The 17,929-nt window shown below is 44.5% G+C and carries 11 protein-coding genes and 1 pseudogene; 3 read left to right on the plus strand and 9 right to left on the minus strand.

All coding sequences use genetic code 11. The annotated features are described in order from the left end of the window. Positions 1–120 precede the first annotated feature (120 nt). The 4 genes and pseudogenes from U2P89_RS00720 to U2P89_RS00735 all read right to left on the minus strand — a co-directional run. Positions 121–2,163, minus strand: coding sequence for a beta-L-arabinofuranosidase domain-containing protein (locus U2P89_RS00720; protein WP_416188601.1), 2,043 nt, complete (start codon positions 2,161–2,163; stop codon positions 121–123). A 157-nt stretch (positions 2,164–2,320) separates the two neighbouring features. Beyond that, on the minus strand, positions 2,321–4,336 hold the full coding sequence (locus U2P89_RS00725; protein WP_322190357.1) for a glycoside hydrolase family 127 protein: 2,016 nt from the start codon (positions 4,334–4,336) through the stop codon (positions 2,321–2,323). 14 nt (positions 4,337–4,350) lie between these two features. Continuing rightward, a complete protein-coding gene (locus U2P89_RS00730) occupies positions 4,351–6,213 on the minus strand; it encodes a glycoside hydrolase family 127 protein (RefSeq protein WP_322190358.1) in 1,863 nt (620 codons plus the stop codon). An 11-nt stretch (positions 6,214–6,224) separates the two neighbouring features. Next, a pseudogene (locus U2P89_RS00735) lies at positions 6,225–6,860 on the minus strand (RagB/SusD family nutrient uptake outer membrane protein); the annotation flags it as partial. A gap of 125 nt (positions 6,861–6,985) precedes the next feature. Here U2P89_RS00735 and U2P89_RS00740 point away from each other — a divergent pair. The 3 genes from U2P89_RS00740 to U2P89_RS00745 are packed head-to-tail and all read left to right on the plus strand — an operon-like array spanning position 6,986 to position 10,532. After that, a complete protein-coding gene (locus U2P89_RS00740) occupies positions 6,986–7,219 on the plus strand; it encodes a hypothetical protein (protein ID WP_076928783.1) in 234 nt (77 codons plus the stop codon). A gap of 4 nt (positions 7,220–7,223) precedes the next feature. Continuing rightward, the gene (locus tag U2P89_RS15205; RefSeq protein ID WP_409568063.1) at positions 7,224–7,526 is read left to right on the plus strand and encodes a type II toxin-antitoxin system RelE/ParE family toxin; all 303 of its coding nucleotides are present in this window, start codon (positions 7,224–7,226) and stop codon (positions 7,524–7,526) included. 6 nt (positions 7,527–7,532) lie between these two features. Next, positions 7,533–10,532, plus strand: a complete 3,000-nt coding sequence (locus U2P89_RS00745) for a PD-(D/E)XK nuclease family protein (RefSeq protein WP_322190359.1) — start codon at positions 7,533–7,535, stop codon at positions 10,530–10,532. Here the strand turns inward: U2P89_RS00745 and U2P89_RS00750 are convergent. From U2P89_RS00750 to metG, 5 genes are all read right to left on the minus strand, one after another. Continuing rightward, positions 10,510–11,163, minus strand: a complete 654-nt coding sequence (locus tag U2P89_RS00750; protein ID WP_092026356.1) for an HAD family hydrolase — start codon at positions 11,161–11,163, stop codon at positions 10,510–10,512. The two genes, U2P89_RS00745 and U2P89_RS00750, sit on opposite strands and share 23 nt — an antisense overlap. Beyond that, entirely contained in the window at positions 11,160–11,972 is an 813-nt protein-coding gene (locus tag U2P89_RS00755; protein ID WP_313381705.1) for a copper resistance protein NlpE N-terminal domain-containing protein, read from the minus strand. The genes U2P89_RS00750 and U2P89_RS00755 overlap by 4 nt, the downstream gene beginning before the upstream one ends. A gap of 235 nt (positions 11,973–12,207) precedes the next feature. Continuing rightward, complete coding sequence (locus U2P89_RS00760) at positions 12,208–14,718, minus strand: YfhO family protein (protein WP_322190360.1); 2,511 nt, start codon at positions 14,716–14,718, stop codon at positions 12,208–12,210. A gap of 204 nt (positions 14,719–14,922) precedes the next feature. After that, positions 14,923–15,462 carry a hypothetical protein gene (locus U2P89_RS00765; RefSeq protein ID WP_313381703.1) on the minus strand — a complete coding sequence of 180 codons (540 nt, stop codon included), beginning with the start codon at positions 15,460–15,462 and terminating at the stop codon, positions 14,923–14,925. A 208-nt stretch (positions 15,463–15,670) separates the two neighbouring features. Further along, the gene (gene metG / locus U2P89_RS00770) at positions 15,671–17,713 is read right to left on the minus strand and encodes a methionine--tRNA ligase (RefSeq protein ID WP_322190361.1); all 2,043 of its coding nucleotides are present in this window, start codon (positions 17,711–17,713) and stop codon (positions 15,671–15,673) included. Positions 17,714–17,929 lie beyond the last annotated feature (216 nt).

The following is a 17,929-nucleotide window of genomic DNA, read 5'->3' on the forward strand; positions in this document are numbered from 1 at the left end:
TGGATTGTGATCTCTTTTCATCATAAAATAGAGACCATATTAACAAAGAACACGGATAACCGCTTGAGTTGTCCGTGTTCTCATTTACAATAGGTGTTTTAAATTCAATAATATAGACCTTTAATTCCTGACGGGAAATTCAGTGATCCTGAGTGTGGTGCAGCCAAACGGGATCAATTCGATTTCCACCTCTTCGGTGGTGTCGGGGCCTTGCTGGGTGAAATAGGGAACGGAACCGGCCGAACCCCTGTATTCTTTCCAGGTAGGAATCGGGCGACCTTTCGCTTTGATAGTGATCGGGGCACTTTCTAATGTCCAGGGATAAGTGGCAACTGTAGGCGTTTTCTCTACTTTAAAATGATCATTGATAACCTCAGGGCGGAGTTGCCGACTGCTCAGTGCGAAATTCCAGGGGCTATCGGAAGTTACCTCGTAGTACCATTCGCCGTATTCACGCACTTTTTCGGGTTCCATTGTTTTCTTTTCCCAGTTTTCCTCCATTTTCAATGCATAGACCAGTGGTCCGCGTTCGATTACAGCAGCGCCATCAAACCAATACGTGGCTTCGAGATGCATCGGAAGTTCGAGCGTCAGTTTATCTCCCTGTTGCCATTCCCGGTTAATACGCAAAATCTCTCCCTGATAGGCATCGACCGGAATCACTTCTCCGTTGAGACGGACAACCGGCTGTTTACACCATGCCGGTACACGCAAATGGAATGGGAAAAAGGCTTTCTTTACATTTTTATCTGTAAAGGAGATATTGAAATGAATAGTTTCCTCAAACGGATAAGCAGTCTCTTCGGTAATATATACTTCCGTACCGTTCGCCACCTTGGCTTTTACTTTGGAAGGAGCATACACCAACGCCGCAATACCATTATCGGTAGTAGCATACCACAGATTCTGCAGAAATTTCGGCCAACCCTGATGCAGGTTGGAAGTACAGCATGGATAACCACACAGGATACCATGAAGGTTATCCGTATCTTCGTGAGGCGTCACAAAATCACGCCATTCACGGCTGACGGCTATCTGGTTGATCTGATGATAATACTGGCGGGCAGAGAAATCATCGGTAATCTGGGTGGGCAGGGCGTTAAAAGTGACCCGTTCCAGATGATCGGCCCACTGGACATCACCTGTGATTTCGAGCATCTTTTCCAAAGAGAACATCATCTCGACAGCCGTACATAATTCCGAACCCAGATTCGGGTTCCCAAAACGAAGCAGTTCGTCACCCGCCCATAAACCGGTAGGAAAAGCAATGGTAGTACGCATGTCTTTTACGGCTTTTTTTACAGCCTGTATCTGTTTAGCGTCTTTATTCTGCTGGTAATAGATTACCGGCTCCTTAAAGCCCTGTGCCAGATTTACACAGTGAAGGCTATGCTGGCGCTTCAGGTGATCCTGATGGAGAAAGATATCAGTCCAGTCCAGGGTTTGTTTGTGAATAAGTTCCCCCAGTTCCAGAAGGAATTTATCGCCGGTGATATTGTAGAGCCAATAAACAACCATCAGGTTATCCCCTCCACGTTGTTGCCCCCAGAAAGTCCAGTGTCCCAGTGGAGTTTTGGGTAGTTCCTGTAATTGATACCTGAAGTAATTGGTCATAAACGGAATAACCCGTTGGTCGCCGGTTGCAGAATAATACTGTTGCATTACTTTTAGCATGACCATTTTAGGCCACCAGTCGTGTGAATTATCCCTTTGCAACCCGTGTTCATGTGGACGGTCGGTATCCGGTCCAAAATAACCGTTGGGTTTCTGTGAGGCCAGAGTCCATTCGATCCAGGGTTGTACCTTGTCAATCAACTCTTTATTTTCCAGTATATAAGCCAATGGAAGCAGGCCATCGATCCAGTAAGGGCCGCGTTCCCATACATCACCGTCTCCACCAAGCCAGCCGTTACGCGGTCCCATCACCTGTTCGTAAATAGTATCCATGTGTCCGGTCATTCCGGTCACCATACGATTGAGTTGCTCTTCCAGCCAACCGGAAGGTTTGATATCGCCAATGGGTAGTTCCATATAAGGCTTCGTCAACAAAGGAGCACGGTTATTCAGGTAATTACCGCTCAGATTTTTCCCTTGTGGGTTAGATGCAGTGACCATTACAGTTAAAGTAAATAAAGAAAGAAATACTAATTCGATTTTTTTCATATAATTCAAAATTAGACTCAATATCCAGGGCTTAAGAGCCAGGACATCTTAAACATGCGCTTGCATAAGAATGATTCTCATGTTCGCTTCATTTCTTTGTAAACGGTTATAATATGACAAATATATGAATAAACTGACTAAATATCTACTTTGGCTGTTAATGTTGAATAGTATCGGATTCAGGAAACCAGACCATCATGCTTCCATCGTTCCGGTTATTCCAGGCATAATAAGGCAAAAGTACCAGGCTGATCTCTTTATTTCCTGCGGGATTCTTTTCCCATGCAGCTACTTCTACTCTGGGAATACCATTCATCACTGTATCGGTATATGTGGAAATATGTGCCGGACCGGACATATCCATAATAAAAACATTGGGTAACCGGTCGTTATTGTCGATGCCTTCTGCTGCATACACCAATGGTCCGCAGGTAATACAGACACGTCCACGGTCGGCGACTACCTGGTCGGTTGCTTTGGAATAACGCAACGGCATAGGAAGGGTCAACTCCACGATATCTCCTTTTTTCCACGAACGGTTAATGATAGCAAAACCTTTTTTCAGATCAGTTTTCGTTTCTTTTCCATTGATTTTGATTGTCCAGCCGGAAGGTTTAGCATTTACATATGAGTATAACTCTCCGGGTACAAACTGGTTGCCTGTCCAGGTAGGTATCCTCAGATGCATGGTGAAGGTCAATCCCTCTTTTTCGGGTGTAACTTCCCATCTGATTGTTTCGCTGAACGGATATTCCGTGGTCTGTTTCAGGTGAACATTCCCCTTTTCTAATGTAAGGGTTGTTGTGCTTCCCGCATAAAAAGAACAATAGATTTCATTCTGAGTGGTAGCATACATTAATCCCGGAACCTGAGGGATCAGTCTTGCCAAATTCGAAGGACAACAGGCTGTACCGAACCAGGGCGAACGGCCCGGTATTCCGTGATTGAAAGGGGTAATGCCATCCGCTTCCAGGGGATTCAAATAGAAAAAGCGGTTACCTTCAAGGTTGACGCCTGCCAATACATTATTGAGCAGGGCGACTTCAGCCACATCCATAAATTTGCCGTCTTTCTCCATCAGGAACATCCGATGGTTGAAAAAGACATTGCCTACGGCTGCACAAGTCTCATCAAAAGCTTCTTTATTGGGCAGGTCATATTCCGGGCCGAATCCTTCAATACCATGTACTGCTCCCAAACCACCGGTGATATGCATCCTGGTATCCACAATATTATGCCAGATGCTATCCAACGCCGGCCGTAGGCTTGGATCCTGAGTATATACACTTACATCCGCCATTCCGGAATAGAGATATGTCGCACGTACTGCATGACCGACCGCTTTGGTCTGTTCCCTTACCGGCAGATGTTGCTGGGCATATTCGGGAGACATGGTGCCCTCTCCTTCCGGGCGATAAGTAACGCCCCGGATATCGATAAATTTCTTCGCCATATCCAAGTAGAGGCTGTCGCCGGTTACCCGGAAAAGTTTTACCAGTGCCAGTTCGATCTCCTGATGTCCGGGCGCCTGATTGACAGGTTTACCGTCGTTATAGTTGGGATCACCTTCAAAGAATACTTTGTTAATATGGCGGGCATTGGCTTCCGCCACACGTAACCATTTATCTTTACCGGTAGCCTGGTAGTAGGCAATAGCTCCTTCATACATATGCCCCATATTATACAATTCATGGCTATGCACTACATAAGAGTAAGGTCTTTCCCCCATACCGTTCACATCGTGTGTAGCTACTCCCGTAATATGGGATTCATAATTATAACCGTCTTCCTGTTGGGCCTCGGAGATAATATCGATGATCCGATCCATCTCCTTTTCCAATTCAGGATCGCGTTCCAGTTTCAATAAATAAGCAGCCCCTTCCATTACCTTATACAAATCGGAAGAAACAAACCGGTGAGGGAAAGGTAATTCATCCGGAATGCCTTTCAGATAATTGGCTGTCCTTTGTAAGTTCTCAACCGCCGGTTTGGTTTTATCAAGAGCAAAAGGTACCAATATCTCTTTTTGCGTATGCAAGCGAGGGAGCCAGAAATTATCTTCTAACGTAACTTCATTAAATGGTATTGGGGTTAATATCTCTTGTCCTTGTACTACCGGTAATGAAAGAGATAAAATTGTGAGCGTCACAATTAATAGCTGCTTAATTTTCATGATGTAAATGTCTGTTATTCTTTATAATCAATCCAAACTTTCATTTCTCCTGCTTCCCGGTTATCCCATGCATAGTAAGGGATTAAAGTGATGTCCTTTCCCGGGGTAGAGGCTGTAATGGAAACTACTCCATGTAAGAGTGAAGGATTATAAACCGTCGAAAATGTAGTATTTGGGGTGAGAAAAGCTTTTTCAAAAGAATTTGTATTGTCGGTTTCTTCCATGCAATACACTAACGGGCCTCTTTGAACGGCTCGCTTCCCTACATTCTCTTTCACTTGCGGATCAGCAGCAATAATCTCAACCGGCATTTCAAAAGAAAGCGAGATCTTGTCACCTGTGTTCCACTTGTTCTTTATAACAGCATATCCTTTTTCTATTACAGGAGATATCTGCGTTTGTCCGTTGATCGCTAATGAATAGGATTTGCACCAATCGGGTATACGCAAACGTACTTCTTTCTCAATCGGTGAAGATACGGATTTTATCGTTAATGAAATATCGCCTTCCCATGGATAATTGGTTTCCTGGACGATCGTTAACTTATTTTTATCAATATCTAGCACTGTTTCACCTCCAATGTAAAGATTTACCCATATAGCTTCATTGGAAAGCCCATATAGATAATTCCCGATAGAAGGGAGAAACCTTGAAATCTGGCTCGGACAGCAAGCACAACCATACCACTCCTGGCGATGGTGATTACCCCGGGAAGCCAATGGATTTACATAGAAGAAACGGTCGCCTTCCAGAGAGATTCCGGCTAAGGCTCCATTATACATTGAACGTTCCAGCACATCTATATATTTACTATCACCAGTGAATTGATTCATTCGAGAATTCCAATAGACCATACCGACAGAAGCACAGGTTTCACAATATGCATCGTAGTTAGGAAGGTCATAAGGTTCAGTAAATCCTTCATTGTGTCGGGAAGAGCCGATTCCTCCGGTAACGTACATCTTACGAAAAACGACATCATTCCATAAGCGATCTAAAGCTTGAATATATCCTGTATCATTTTTTAAAGCCGCTACATCAGCCATTCCACAATACAGGTACATTGCACGGACAGCATGGCCGGCTATATCTGTCATTTCCCGCACAGGTTTATCATCCTGGCAATACTCCGGGTTCCAGTCATTATCGTCCTTACCCCGTCCGTGCCCATGACCACGTTCTTCTATTAACCAATTTGAGAAGTCAAGGTAACGTTCATCGCCGGTAACATTATACAGTCTTACCAGCGCCAGTTCAACCTCTTCATGTCCGGTAACCCAATGCCGTTTTCCTGGCCCGAAGATATCCATCATATGTTCCGTCATGCGGATAGATACATCCAGCAGTTTCCTCTTCCCCGTAGCCTGGTAATAGGCGACAGCGGCCTCTATCAGATGTCCCGCACAATACATTTCGTGCATCCACATATTTTGCCAACGTTTATCCAATCCGGTCAGAGAGTAATAGGTATTTATATATCCATCCGGCTCCTGTGCAGCCGCAAACTTATCGATCCATTCATCTGCTTTTGCTTCGAGTGCCGGATCGGGATTATTAATTAATGAATAAGCAATACCTTCCAGAGCTTTGTATACATCAGAGTCATCGAAATAGATCCCTGAGTGTTCTCCTTGCTTTTTTGCCACATTCTCGAAATTACGAATACGTCCTGTCTGATTCTCGATCTGATCGATACACACAGCCAGGGTAGTAGTAGCATGTTTCTCTAACCGGGGAGCCCAGAAGTCATCTGTAATCTGCACATTCGAAAAATCAACCTGTTCGATCATTTTGAATGGCTGTTCTTTTATCTTTTGAGATTCCTGGCAGCCCAAAAGGGCTGCACAGGATATGAGTAATAACCAATAATGTTTCATAACTTCAAAAATTATTTGTAATCAGGATTTTGTTCCAGATTCGGATTCGCATTTATAATACCGTCAGGAATCGGGAATACAGTACGATAGTCCCCTTGTGGCTTGTGCGATAACCAGCTTTTTTTAGTATATATTCCAAAACGGATCAAATCTCTTCTACGATGTATTTCCCAAACGAGTTCCCAGGCATATTCATCGAGTAATCTTCCGAACTGGATAGGATCCTGGTTACCCGGATCTACAATCTGATAATTTTCTACGTACCCGTATTGATAGGCAGAGTTTTGTCTCAATTGTTCATCGGTAACCGTTGCCTTTGCCGGGCTGTCCTTAAAAGCCCGTTGCCTTACTTGAGTCACCAGTTCACCGGCGCCTCCTTGATTTGTGCGAAGTAAGCATTCGGCTTTCATTAATAATACATGAGTGTACCGAAAGACGGGAATGTCTGTTGTACTATTGTGAGTACTGCCTTCGGCAACTTCAAATTTATTCATACGGTAGCCTTCCATTTCGCTGGTATAGCTTGCACTTGGTACTTCTTTTGTATACACAAAAGGTTCTCCTTGTTTATCGTAGGTTCCTTTGAGTTGTTCTCCGTTGGCATCGTATTGAGGTCCCATCAACCATGTGTCTGTCAGACGGCTATCTATGCGTATGCAAAATAATGAAAAAATAAAAGAAAAAAGAAATATATTCGTGGAAAACAAAAAAATAAACGTTTCCTGTTACAAAATAAATTGCGTAAATTTGTACAAGAAAGGAGATTCATCACATGGGTAATAACAAAGTAATAGCCACCATAGACATATCCCGGCCATCCGGTCGCAAGATTGTGCGTGAACTGCAAAACAAAAGAGCCGTAACACTTGAATACCCCTTGCCTGAAGAAATTATTGATAAGGGGCATGACTGGGAAGAGGTGTATGAACGGGGGCTGGATAAATTGAGTGAATTATACAATACTGATATACGTAAATTGGCAAAAGAGCATGATATAAAATTATAATGAAATGTATCGCATAAAGCTTTCAGACGAAGCGGAAAAGGATTTTGATGAATACATATATCATATTCGGGCTGTGTACCATGCACCTATTACAGCTACAAAACATTATGCAGGACTTTCAAATTGTATTAATAGTCTTAAATTTTTTCCTGAACGTCATCCATTGCAAATCTCAAATTTTTTTCTGCGTTTTGGACCAAATGTCCGTCGTATAAATTACAAAAAAATGGCGATTATCTACACTGTACACGGCGATATTGTATATATTCACCGGATTATACCAGCGAACCTTGTAACCAGTTTATAACCTTTTATGACCCCATTCCTGTATAAAATAGCGGAAGTCTTTTATGCGCAATACGGTAACGAACTATATCGACATACGTTTGTGTTTCCAAATCGGCGTGCCGGTTTTTTCTTTCAGAAATACCTTGCGGAAATTGCCGGTAAGCCGCTTTTTTCTCCTTCCGTAATAACTATCCAGGAGCTTTTTGCGTCTTTGTCACCCTACCGGCCGGCCGATAAAATAGAGATGCTTGTGATGCTCTACGATCATTTCGGCAGGATCAGCGGTTCCGATGAGTCGTTCGACGATTTTCTGTACTGGGGCGAAATGCTGCTGAATGATTTCAATGATGTGGATAAGTACATGGCGGATGCTAAACAGCTATTCCGCAATGTACATGATCTCCGGTCGATGGATGATGATCTGACCCATCTTACCGAAAAACAGAAAGAAGCTATCCGTCGTTTCTGGACCAATTTTATGCCGGTCGGGGAGAGCGAAACCAAGAAAAAGTTTCAAAAGACATGGCAGATATTGTATGAATTGTACTTGTCTTTCCGTGCGGAATTACAAGAAAAGAGGCTCGCTTATGAAGGAATGATGTTCCGGGAGGTGGCAGAACGCGCCGGGGCGGGGGGATTAGACAGTCCGGGTAAACATGCCGGGTTGGCAGAACAAGGAAATCAGGATAAACCTGGACAAGACAGAGAGGGTAAACCAAACGGACAGGGAGAGCAGAGTTATGACCAGTCAGCAAGCTACATATTTGTAGGATTGAACGCGCTCACACCGACGGAAATAGCACTACTCGAATATGTGAAAAACCAGGGGATCGCCGATTTTTACTGGGATTACGAATCACCGCAGGTGCATGACAGCCAAAACCGGGCGTCGTTATGGGTCAAAGACAACCTGCGGAGATTTCCTTCGAAATTTATCCTGCAGGATAGTACCGGCAATGGAGAGGGTGGGAAAACAGATGCAGGGAGGCCGGAGAAAACAAGCATAGAAGTGATTGGTATCTCCTCCGGAGTAGGACAGGCGAAACATGTTACGCAGATCCTTTCGCGACTGATCGGTTCAGGGGCTATCCCCAATCCGGATGAGGCGATCAATACGGCCATAGTGCTGCCGGATGAACGACTTTTGTTACCGGTACTCTATTCCATTCCTGAAGAGATTGAAAAGATAAACGTCACTATGGGGTATGGGCTCTCTTATTCGTCAATCTCGGCGCTGATGGAACATATTGCCGGTTTACAGCGTAATATACGGGAATCGGCCGGAGAAATGATGTTTTATCACCGGAATGTGTTATCGATCCTGAATCATCCGTTGGTGTATACATCGGCCAAAGAGGAGGTTGAAGCGCTAAAAACATATATCCTAACCAATAACCGGATTGTTGTGTCGGATTCGGAGTTTCCGCAACATCCTCTGCTTCAACTGATATTTCGACCGTTAACTGCATGGCATGATATTTTTGAATATATAAAAGACATCCTCACCTTTATCTACAACACCCTTACAGATGAAAAACGGGTTAAGGAAGAAGCCGGAGACAGTACACGGCCGGTAGATCTGGAACGGGAGTTTATTGTACAGTATCATAAAACCGTGACCCGTTTGCAGGATAGGCTTCATACTGCGAGAAACATGTCGCTGGAAACCTGTTTCCGGCTGTTGAAAAAACTGGCACATTCCATCAGTGTGGCATTCAGCGGTGAACCGCTCTCGGGCTTGCAGGTGATGGGTGTGCTGGAAACACGTGTGATCGATTTCGAAAACCTGATTATCCTTTCGATGAATGAAGGCGTTTTTCCCTTGAAAGATCCGGTCAACTCTTTTATCCCGTTCACATTGCGGAAAGGATTCGGTCTTCCGGTATACGAACATCAGGACAGTACCTATGCATATCATTTTTACCGTATGATCAGCCGTGCGAAGAGGGTGTTTATGCTGTATGATACGCGTACGGAGGAGATGCAGACGGGCGAAGTAAGTCGCTATTTTTATCAGTTGAAATATCTTTATCCTGATTATTTCAATATTTCGGAGCGAGTGGTGGCTTACGATGTGGCTGCACCCGAAATATTACCGGTATCGGTCACTAAAACGCCGGAAGTATTGCGGAAATTAGATGCATTTAGAAAGGGTGGGGAGTCGTTTCTGTCGGCCTCGCTCATCAACAACTACATCAATTGTCCCCTGCAGTTTTATTTTACAGCGGTGGAAGGTCTCTACGAAGAAGATGAAGTGCGGGAGTCGGTAGAGTCTGACCTGTTCGGCTCGATCTTCCACAAGTTGATGGAGACGATCTATAGTCGTTATAAAGCCAAAACGGTTACGCCTGATGTGCTGACATCGATTGCTAAAGATGATGCTTTGCTGACGAAGCTGCTCGAAGAGGCATTTGCCGAGTATTATTTCAAACAGAAGGATGAACCCCGGCCGTTGCTGGGGCAGCATTATCTGATCGGGGAGATTCTCCGGAGCTATGTTAAACAAACCCTGGAAACGGACAAACAGTTTACACCCTTTGAATTTGTAGGGGCGGAATATCGTTTCCGTACACCATATCGTGTGAATGCTGGACTCTCGGTGAATTTCAAGGGGATTATAGACCGGATCGACAAAGTGGGGGATAGTTATCGTATCATCGACTATAAGACCGGAACGGGAATGACTGATTTCAAGCAGATCGCTGACCTGTTTGACGGATCAAAACCGAACCGACCATACCAGATCCTGCAGGTATTCGTGTACGCACTGTTTTACGCCCAGGAATATCCTGATGTGCGATTATCACCGGCCATTTATTACCTTCGTTCCATTTTTGGTGATCCATCACCGGCTGTTACCTGTAATAAACGTCCTATATCTGATATCTCGGTTTTTATGGACGAGTTTCTGTCGTTATTCAACAATTGCCTTGAGGAGATTTTCAATCCCGAAATCCCGTTTACCCAAACAAGGAATACCAAAAACTGCCAATGGTGTGCTTTTAAGGAACTTTGTAATAGGTGAATGGGGGGAGATCGGAAAAACTGTTGATCACCCAATCTGCTCCGGCATCTTGTAAGGTTGCAGCGTCAAATGAAGTAGTCAATCCGGCTACCCTACATCCGGCTGCTTTTCCGGCGAGTATCCCATTGATGGAATCTTCAATAATGAGGGTCGATCTGTGATCAGCCCCTAAATTTTCCAACGCCAGAAGATAAGGTTCCGGATTTGGTTTATGCTTTTGGGTATCCTCCTCCGTGATGACAATATCGAAAAAAGAAGTCAGATTCAATAGTTTGTCCACTTTTCGCACTGTGAAAAGCGAGGAGGAGGTAACCAATCCGGCCTGTAGTTTTATGGATTTTACTTTTTGAATAAAATCAGTAAAACCTTCTACATACTTCAACTCTTTCAAAAGATCTTCAAAAAAAGCATTTTTCTCTTCCAGCAGCTCTTCCATGGAGTGAGTGTTGTCCATGTTTTCATATACATACCGAAAGAATGACTCATCCGATCTCCCCACATAATCGTTTAGAAACGATTGTGAATATTTGATACCATGCTGTTCCAAAGTGAGCCCCATAGCCCGGAGGTGTAGTTTTTCCGAATCGATGACCACACCATCCATATCAAATAAAATAGTCTTTAACTTCATTGTAAATAGATTGCCGCAAATCTGGCCAGCGGCGTTTCTCCCTTACTCAGTGTGAGCGTATCATTCTGAACAACATAGTTATCACTCAATTCAAATACCTGAAGGTATTCATGCTCGTAATCGATCCCGATGCAGGCCATCCTGGTGGTTGCCAGAGGCGTGAAATGGATACCGTTGTCTTCTTCGGAAAAAGAGTAACTTCCATTCATGTTGTTGCACCCCGTATTACCTATTATCCGGTTATCTTCATTTTTCAGGATAAAATGGGCTTCCCTGCCACCGGTTTCGGAAGGAGAGATCTCTTTTCCGTTCAGTTCTACCAGTTTCCAGTATTTTTCGGTGATGACATTGTCCATATCTATCTTCCTGAAAATATAGATTTCCGCTGGTAAGCTGCTTTCAATCGGATTCCCTTCGATATCGAGTGCTATCAGTTGGTTTTCGCCCACCTTAAACCATCTGTCCGTATCGTTGGTAGAGGTGGTGCTGGTCAGTTTGATCCTGCTTCCCGCTTCATCCCATTCGAACCGGCCGTTATCTGGAAACCGGTTTTCACCCTTTCCCAGATAGGTCGAAACCATTTCATAGGTCAGGTCATCGTTCAGGCGGATCTCTTCCTGTATTCCTTCACAGTCAGCACAAGGTAGTGTTCCCTTGTATACTCCCGCCCAATCCAGTGAATTGCGGCTGTTATGGGCCGGGTCGGCAACTTCTGTTTCATTTGTCTGGGCATTACTGCTCCGTTTACCTGTATTGCACGCACTGAGCGCAGCCACTACGATACATAATAAAACGATACTTTTCTTCATAGTTTTGTTTTGATTGTTTGTGTAATTAGTCAATTAAATTTTTTAACCTATTCTTACTCTTCGTGCGCTTGTCCCCTCACACGGAGCCCAAATAGGATCACCTCTGCTTCGGTATCTCGGATTTTGATCCTCGTACCGAACAATTTACAATCTCCTGCTACTCCTTTACAGTCATATTACAAATATATGCTATAATTTTTAGATTATGCGGCAGACACAAGAAAAAATAGGGGAATTATGGTCGATCATTGCGTCTTACCGCATTGTACACAAGAAAGAGGACAGTGAGCAGCATGATAATCAGCGCTGCATAGGCGATGCTGTCCGTCACCTTGATGCTTTGCGGATCGAAATGGAATTCGACTGTATGTTGTCCCGCCGGAATATGGAGTGCCCGCAGGGTATAGTTGGCCCGTAGCATCTCTGCCGGCTGTCCGTCGATAGTAATCTGCCATCCCTTGGGATAATAAATTTCTGAGAACAAAGCCAGTTCATCTTTTTTTGCATCTACAGCATAAGTCACAAAATCGGAATCGTAGTCGGTTAACTGGATGGTCGACGCCGAATCGGCCGGTGTCGGTCGGAAGCCGGCGAGGATTGACTCATATTTTTTATCGGCTACTGCTTCTTTCCGGAGATCGATAGCTCCCAATGCGTCGATTTCTTCGTCGGCATTCTCTACAAAACGTATATCATCTACAAACCACGCATTCCCCATGGCATACGGATTCTCCAGAGGAATAGTGGCGCCATCCTGTGCCGGCATAATGATCCATTTGGCATTGAGCATATTCAACACTTTGAACCTGTCGGCATTCAAGGAATCCATTTCGCCTTGTGCCTGGATAATTCCTTGTTGTAAAGCCATCATTTCGGATCTGAGATGTATGTCTATCAGATCCTGATAACGACGCAGTTTTGCGGCATGATACCCTCCGATCACTTTATGGTGGTAGGGTGTAATACCGTCGTCAAAGGTACTGGTTGCCATATTCAACACACGATAATATTTGGTGGTATCCTGTAATATATACTGGTCGGCAGGTGATGGGGCAAATAGTTGTTGCTGGTTACTTTCCGGTACGAAATCACTATCGTTCAGGTAACGTTTGTTCACCCCCCACATATCCACTAAACAAAGCAGTAAAATGGCTGCTACCGTCCATTCTGCTTTTAACTTTTTATTGATGAACAGCCAAACAAGAACTCCTCCGATGGCAACAATAAAAAAGCTGCGCCAGGCATCCGCCGTAAAGATGGCAACACGCATATCGGTCAGGTTGGCGATCACCGCTTGAATATGCTCGGGTGGCAGTGATTGTAATGCCTGCGTTTCCTGTCCGGAGATAAAGGAAGAGAAGAAGAGTTTTGGTGCGACGGCAAATAATAATGCCATTCCACCGGTTACCCCAAGGCTGATATAGAGTTGTTTTACATTGTTTTTCAGTATTTCCGGCTTTTGAATCAGTTCCTTCACTGCCAGTACGGCCAGGAGCGGGATACAGAATTCGGCTACCACCAGGATAGAGGAGACTGCCCGGAATTTATTGTACATCGGGATCCAATCGATAAAAAAATCAGTCAATCCCATGAAATTCTTTCCCCAGGAGAGCAGGATAGAGAAGAGGGTCCCGGCCAACAGTGCCCATTTCAATGGCCCTTTCACAATAAAAAGCCCCAATACGAAGAGAGCCAACACAAAGGCTCCTACATAGACTGGTCCTGCTGTAAAAGGTTGCTCCCCCCAGTACTGTCCGATCTGTTGATAGAGTTGTTGATATTCCGGGCGTGCTTTACTCATTGCCCTTTCATTCTCAGCAATTCTAGCGGCGGAAGTTCCACCTTTGGTATTAGGTACCAGCAATGTCCATGTTTCACCTATACCATAGCTCCAGGCGGTGATATAATCACGTTCCAGCCCATTTCCGGTTTTATTCTCTTCTCCATGATGGGCTAATTCTGATTTACCCCGCATGGTCTCTTTCGAATATTCGTAAGTGTGGTAAAGGTTACTCGCGTTGGCCGCCACACCGATGATCCCCGCTGCAAGCAGCACCGCTGTCGATCTCACGAAACCGGGTAACTCTTTTTTTTGAATGGCTTCTATAAAAAAAGCAATCGCTATAAAAAGCATGACGAACAAAAAGTAGTAGGTCATCTGCGGGTGGTTGGACGATACCTGGAAAGCAACGAAGAGCATGAAGACCAGTCCGCCCAAGAGGTATTTCTTTCGGTAGATATAGATCATCCCGGCTATAGTGGGTGGAATATAGGCAAGCGTGACAAATTTCCAGATATGTCCTGCTGCGATAAGGATGAAGAAATAGGATGAGAAAGCCCAGATAACAGCTCCCAGTGCACTCAATAGAGGGGAGGCCTTCAATGCACGCATCAGGATATAAAACCCGAGCAGCATAATGAATACCAGACCGACATAATTCGGCAGAAAGAGCGAATAGGCCTTTTTAACAGCATCCTGTGGTTTGGATGAATCGTAAGTGGGACTCATCTGATAGGAAGGCATTCCGCTGAACATGGAGAGATTCCATCTTGTACGTTTTCCATCGTGGCGTTCCATATAATCGCGCTGCTCCTGTCCCTGTCCGATGGCAGCCAAGGAGTCGCTTTGTGCTATTACACGTCCCTCTGTCACGGGCGAAGCGAAATAGATAAATGAGACCAGGATGAATCCCGCGATCACGATCAGGTCGGGTAGTATTTTTTTGAAATCGAAAGAATTTTTCATATGATTAAAATAAATTTCCTGCGGATTCAATTCACGTCAGCATATCATTAAATTGACTACCGTTTATTGTTTAAATCACAAAATTAACAGATTATTCCGTGAAAGCCTTATTTTTGGTACAATTCTTTTGGGCTCCACCGGGCAAAAAAAGAGAGAACCACTTTATAGTGGCTCTCTCTGCTGAATATCTTATAACTGTTTCTTTTAAAACCGCTTTCCGATAGAGATACCTAACCGGGGATAAGCTCCGTCGTTGACAAAATCCCGTCCGGCTCCAAAATAGAATTCTCCTACCCAGTTATTGCGTGTAAGATATTTCCATCCTAAGGCTAATCCCAATCCGGCGCCAAATTCAGAAGTTGGGCTTCCGGCACCGTCGTAATATTCTTTTTGAGATAACAGGGCTCCGTTGGCCTCAATGAAAAATCCGGCGCCATACTTTTGTAAATTTTGGGAACTTCCTCCAAAAAACCAACGTGCATAAGGCATTAGTCCAAAACTCAAAGGATATTCGTCCTCATCAAGACTAATTCCTGCTGTTACCCCCAGGCTGAAGTCTTCGCTAAGGATCCGTTCGTATGAAATTTCGGGATACAGCCCGAAAATAGTAGTTCCGAGGTTTAATTTCACTTCGTTTTGTGGAATATCTCTCGATATTTTCCATCCCATCACGCGGTGTGTCTTTTGGGAAAAAGCACTGAAGCTAACCAATAACGCGATAGCGAGAATAGCTTGTTTTTTCATAAAAGTAGTTTTTAGTTTGGAATTCGTTTATTTCACGCAACAGCAACCTTGTATTATGCTTATTACGTGCTGAGCACCTCTTGTCTCTATTCTCAAGATGCAAATAACGAAAAAAGGTTACCTGTAACTATGTTAAAAATAACGAAATGTTTAATGAATCCCAATTTTTCTTCTCTTACTTTCAACGAAAGACTATCTCTATTTCAAATCACACTACCTGGCTCCCGGGCAGTACATTCTTTGTTGGTGCAACTAAGGTGAGGCTACCATCGGCATTTTCGGCCGAAAGGATCATCCCCTCGGAGAGCAGGCCTCTCATTTTTCTTGGTTCTAGATTGGCAATAAAGCACACCTGTTTACCGATCAATTCTTCAGGATTGGGATAGTAGGCCGCAATACCGGAGAGGATAGTTCGTTTCTTCAGTCCATCGTCGAGGAGGAAACGGAGCAATTTGTCGGTTTTGGGGACTTTTTCACATTCCAAAACCCTGCCCACCCGGATATCCAGTTTTTCGAATGTGTCGAACTGGATAACCTCTTTTATCGGTTTGGCCTTGTGTTCACTTGCTTCATTCGCTTTCTTTGTGTCGAGCAACTTTTGAATCTGTTTTTCAATTACCTCATCTTCTATTTTTTCAAATAGCAATGCTGACTCTCCCAATGTATGCCCTTCCGGAAGCAGGTTGAATTTGCCTAAATCGTTCCATCCCAGATTTTCGGTATTGATGAAGGTTTTGATCTTTGCCGATGAGAAGGGTAGGAACGGTTCAAAAACAATGGCGAGGTTGGCTGTGATCTGCAGTGCTATGTTAAGGATGGTGGCAGTCCGTTCCATATCGGTCTTGGCTATCTTCCACGGTTCAGAGTCTGCCAGGTATTTATTTCCGAGACGGGCAAGGTTCATTGCTTCTTTTTGTGCTTCACGGAAATGATAGCTTTCAAGATTGTATTCAACAACTGCCTTTACTTTTCCCGCTTCGGCAATTGTTTCACGATCATATTCGGTCAGTTCTCCCGGTGCGGGCACTTTATTGTCGAAATACTTCTGAGTAAGTACCAATGCGCGGTTCACAAAGTTGCCAAGTACGGCTACCAACTCGTTATTGTTACGTGCCTGAAAATCTTTCCAGGTGAAATCGTTGTCTTTGGTCTCCGGAGCATTGGCAGTGAGTACGTAGCGGAGGATATCCTGTTTGCCGGGGAATTCTTCCAGATACTCATGCAACCATACCGCCCAGTTGCGTGAGGTGGATATCTTGTCATTTTCAAGGTTGAGGAACTCATTGGCCGGAACGTTTTCCGGCAGAATGAAAGAACCTTCTGCTTTCAGCATGGCAGGGAAGACAATACAGTGGAACACGATATTGTCTTTGCCGATGAAATGCACCAGTTTGGTTTCTTCATCTTTCCACCATTTCTCCCAGTTGTCGGGCAACAGCTCTTTGGTATTGGAAATATATCCGATGGGCGCGTCAAACCATACATAGAGTACTTTGCCATCGGCACCTTCCACGGGTACCGGTACGCCCCAGTCGAGGTCGCGGCTCACGGCACGCGGTTGTAATCCCAGATCCAGCCACGATTTACACTGGCCGTACACGTTTGTTTTCCATTCCTTGTGATCCTCAAGTATCCATTGGCGCAGCCACGCTTCATGTCTATCCAGAGGCAGATACCAATGTTTGGTCTTTCGCATTACAGGCTTGCTGCCGCTGAGCGTGGATTTTGGATTAATAAGGTCCGAAGGGCTGAGTGATGTGCCGCATTGTTCGCACTGGTCACCGTAGGCTTTCTCATTTCCGCAGTGGGGACAGGTTCCGGTGATATAACGGTCGGCAAGGAACTGTCCGGCTTCCTCATCGTAATATTGCTCGCTCTCCTGCTCAGAGAATTCACCTTTGTCGTACAAGGTGCGAAAAAAATCGGATGCTGTCTCCTTGTGGATATCCGATGTGGTACGTGAGTAGATGTCGAATGTGATGCCAAACTCTTCGAACGATTTTTTGATCAGCGTATGGTAGCGATCCACGATATCCTGGGGAGTAACTCCCTCGTTACGGGCTTTGATGGTGATAGGAATTCCATGTTCGTCAGAACCACCGATAAGAAGTACCTCTTCCCCTTTCAGGCGCAGATAACGGGCATAGATATCGGCAGGGACATACACCCCGGCCAGATGTCCGATATGTACCGGACCGTTCGCATACGGCAGCGCCGATGTAATGAGCGTGCGTTTAAATTGTTTTGACATATTCGAATTTCAAATTACGGACTGTGTGCTCATGCTTCGAAAAAACGTTTTCACATGGACAAACACCCCTTTCATTAGAGCTTGCAAATATAGTGAAAGCTGAGAGATAAGCCAAACTTGTTTGAGCTTATCCGAAGCGCATCCTATATTGTGGAAATTTACATGATTTTTTTGAAACTAACTTTATTCGATGGTTATTCAGTAGTTATTCGATAG

Source organism: Proteiniphilum sp., from assembly GCF_034331125.1.
Lineage (GTDB): Bacteria > Bacteroidota > Bacteroidia > Bacteroidales > Dysgonomonadaceae > Proteiniphilum > Proteiniphilum saccharofermentans.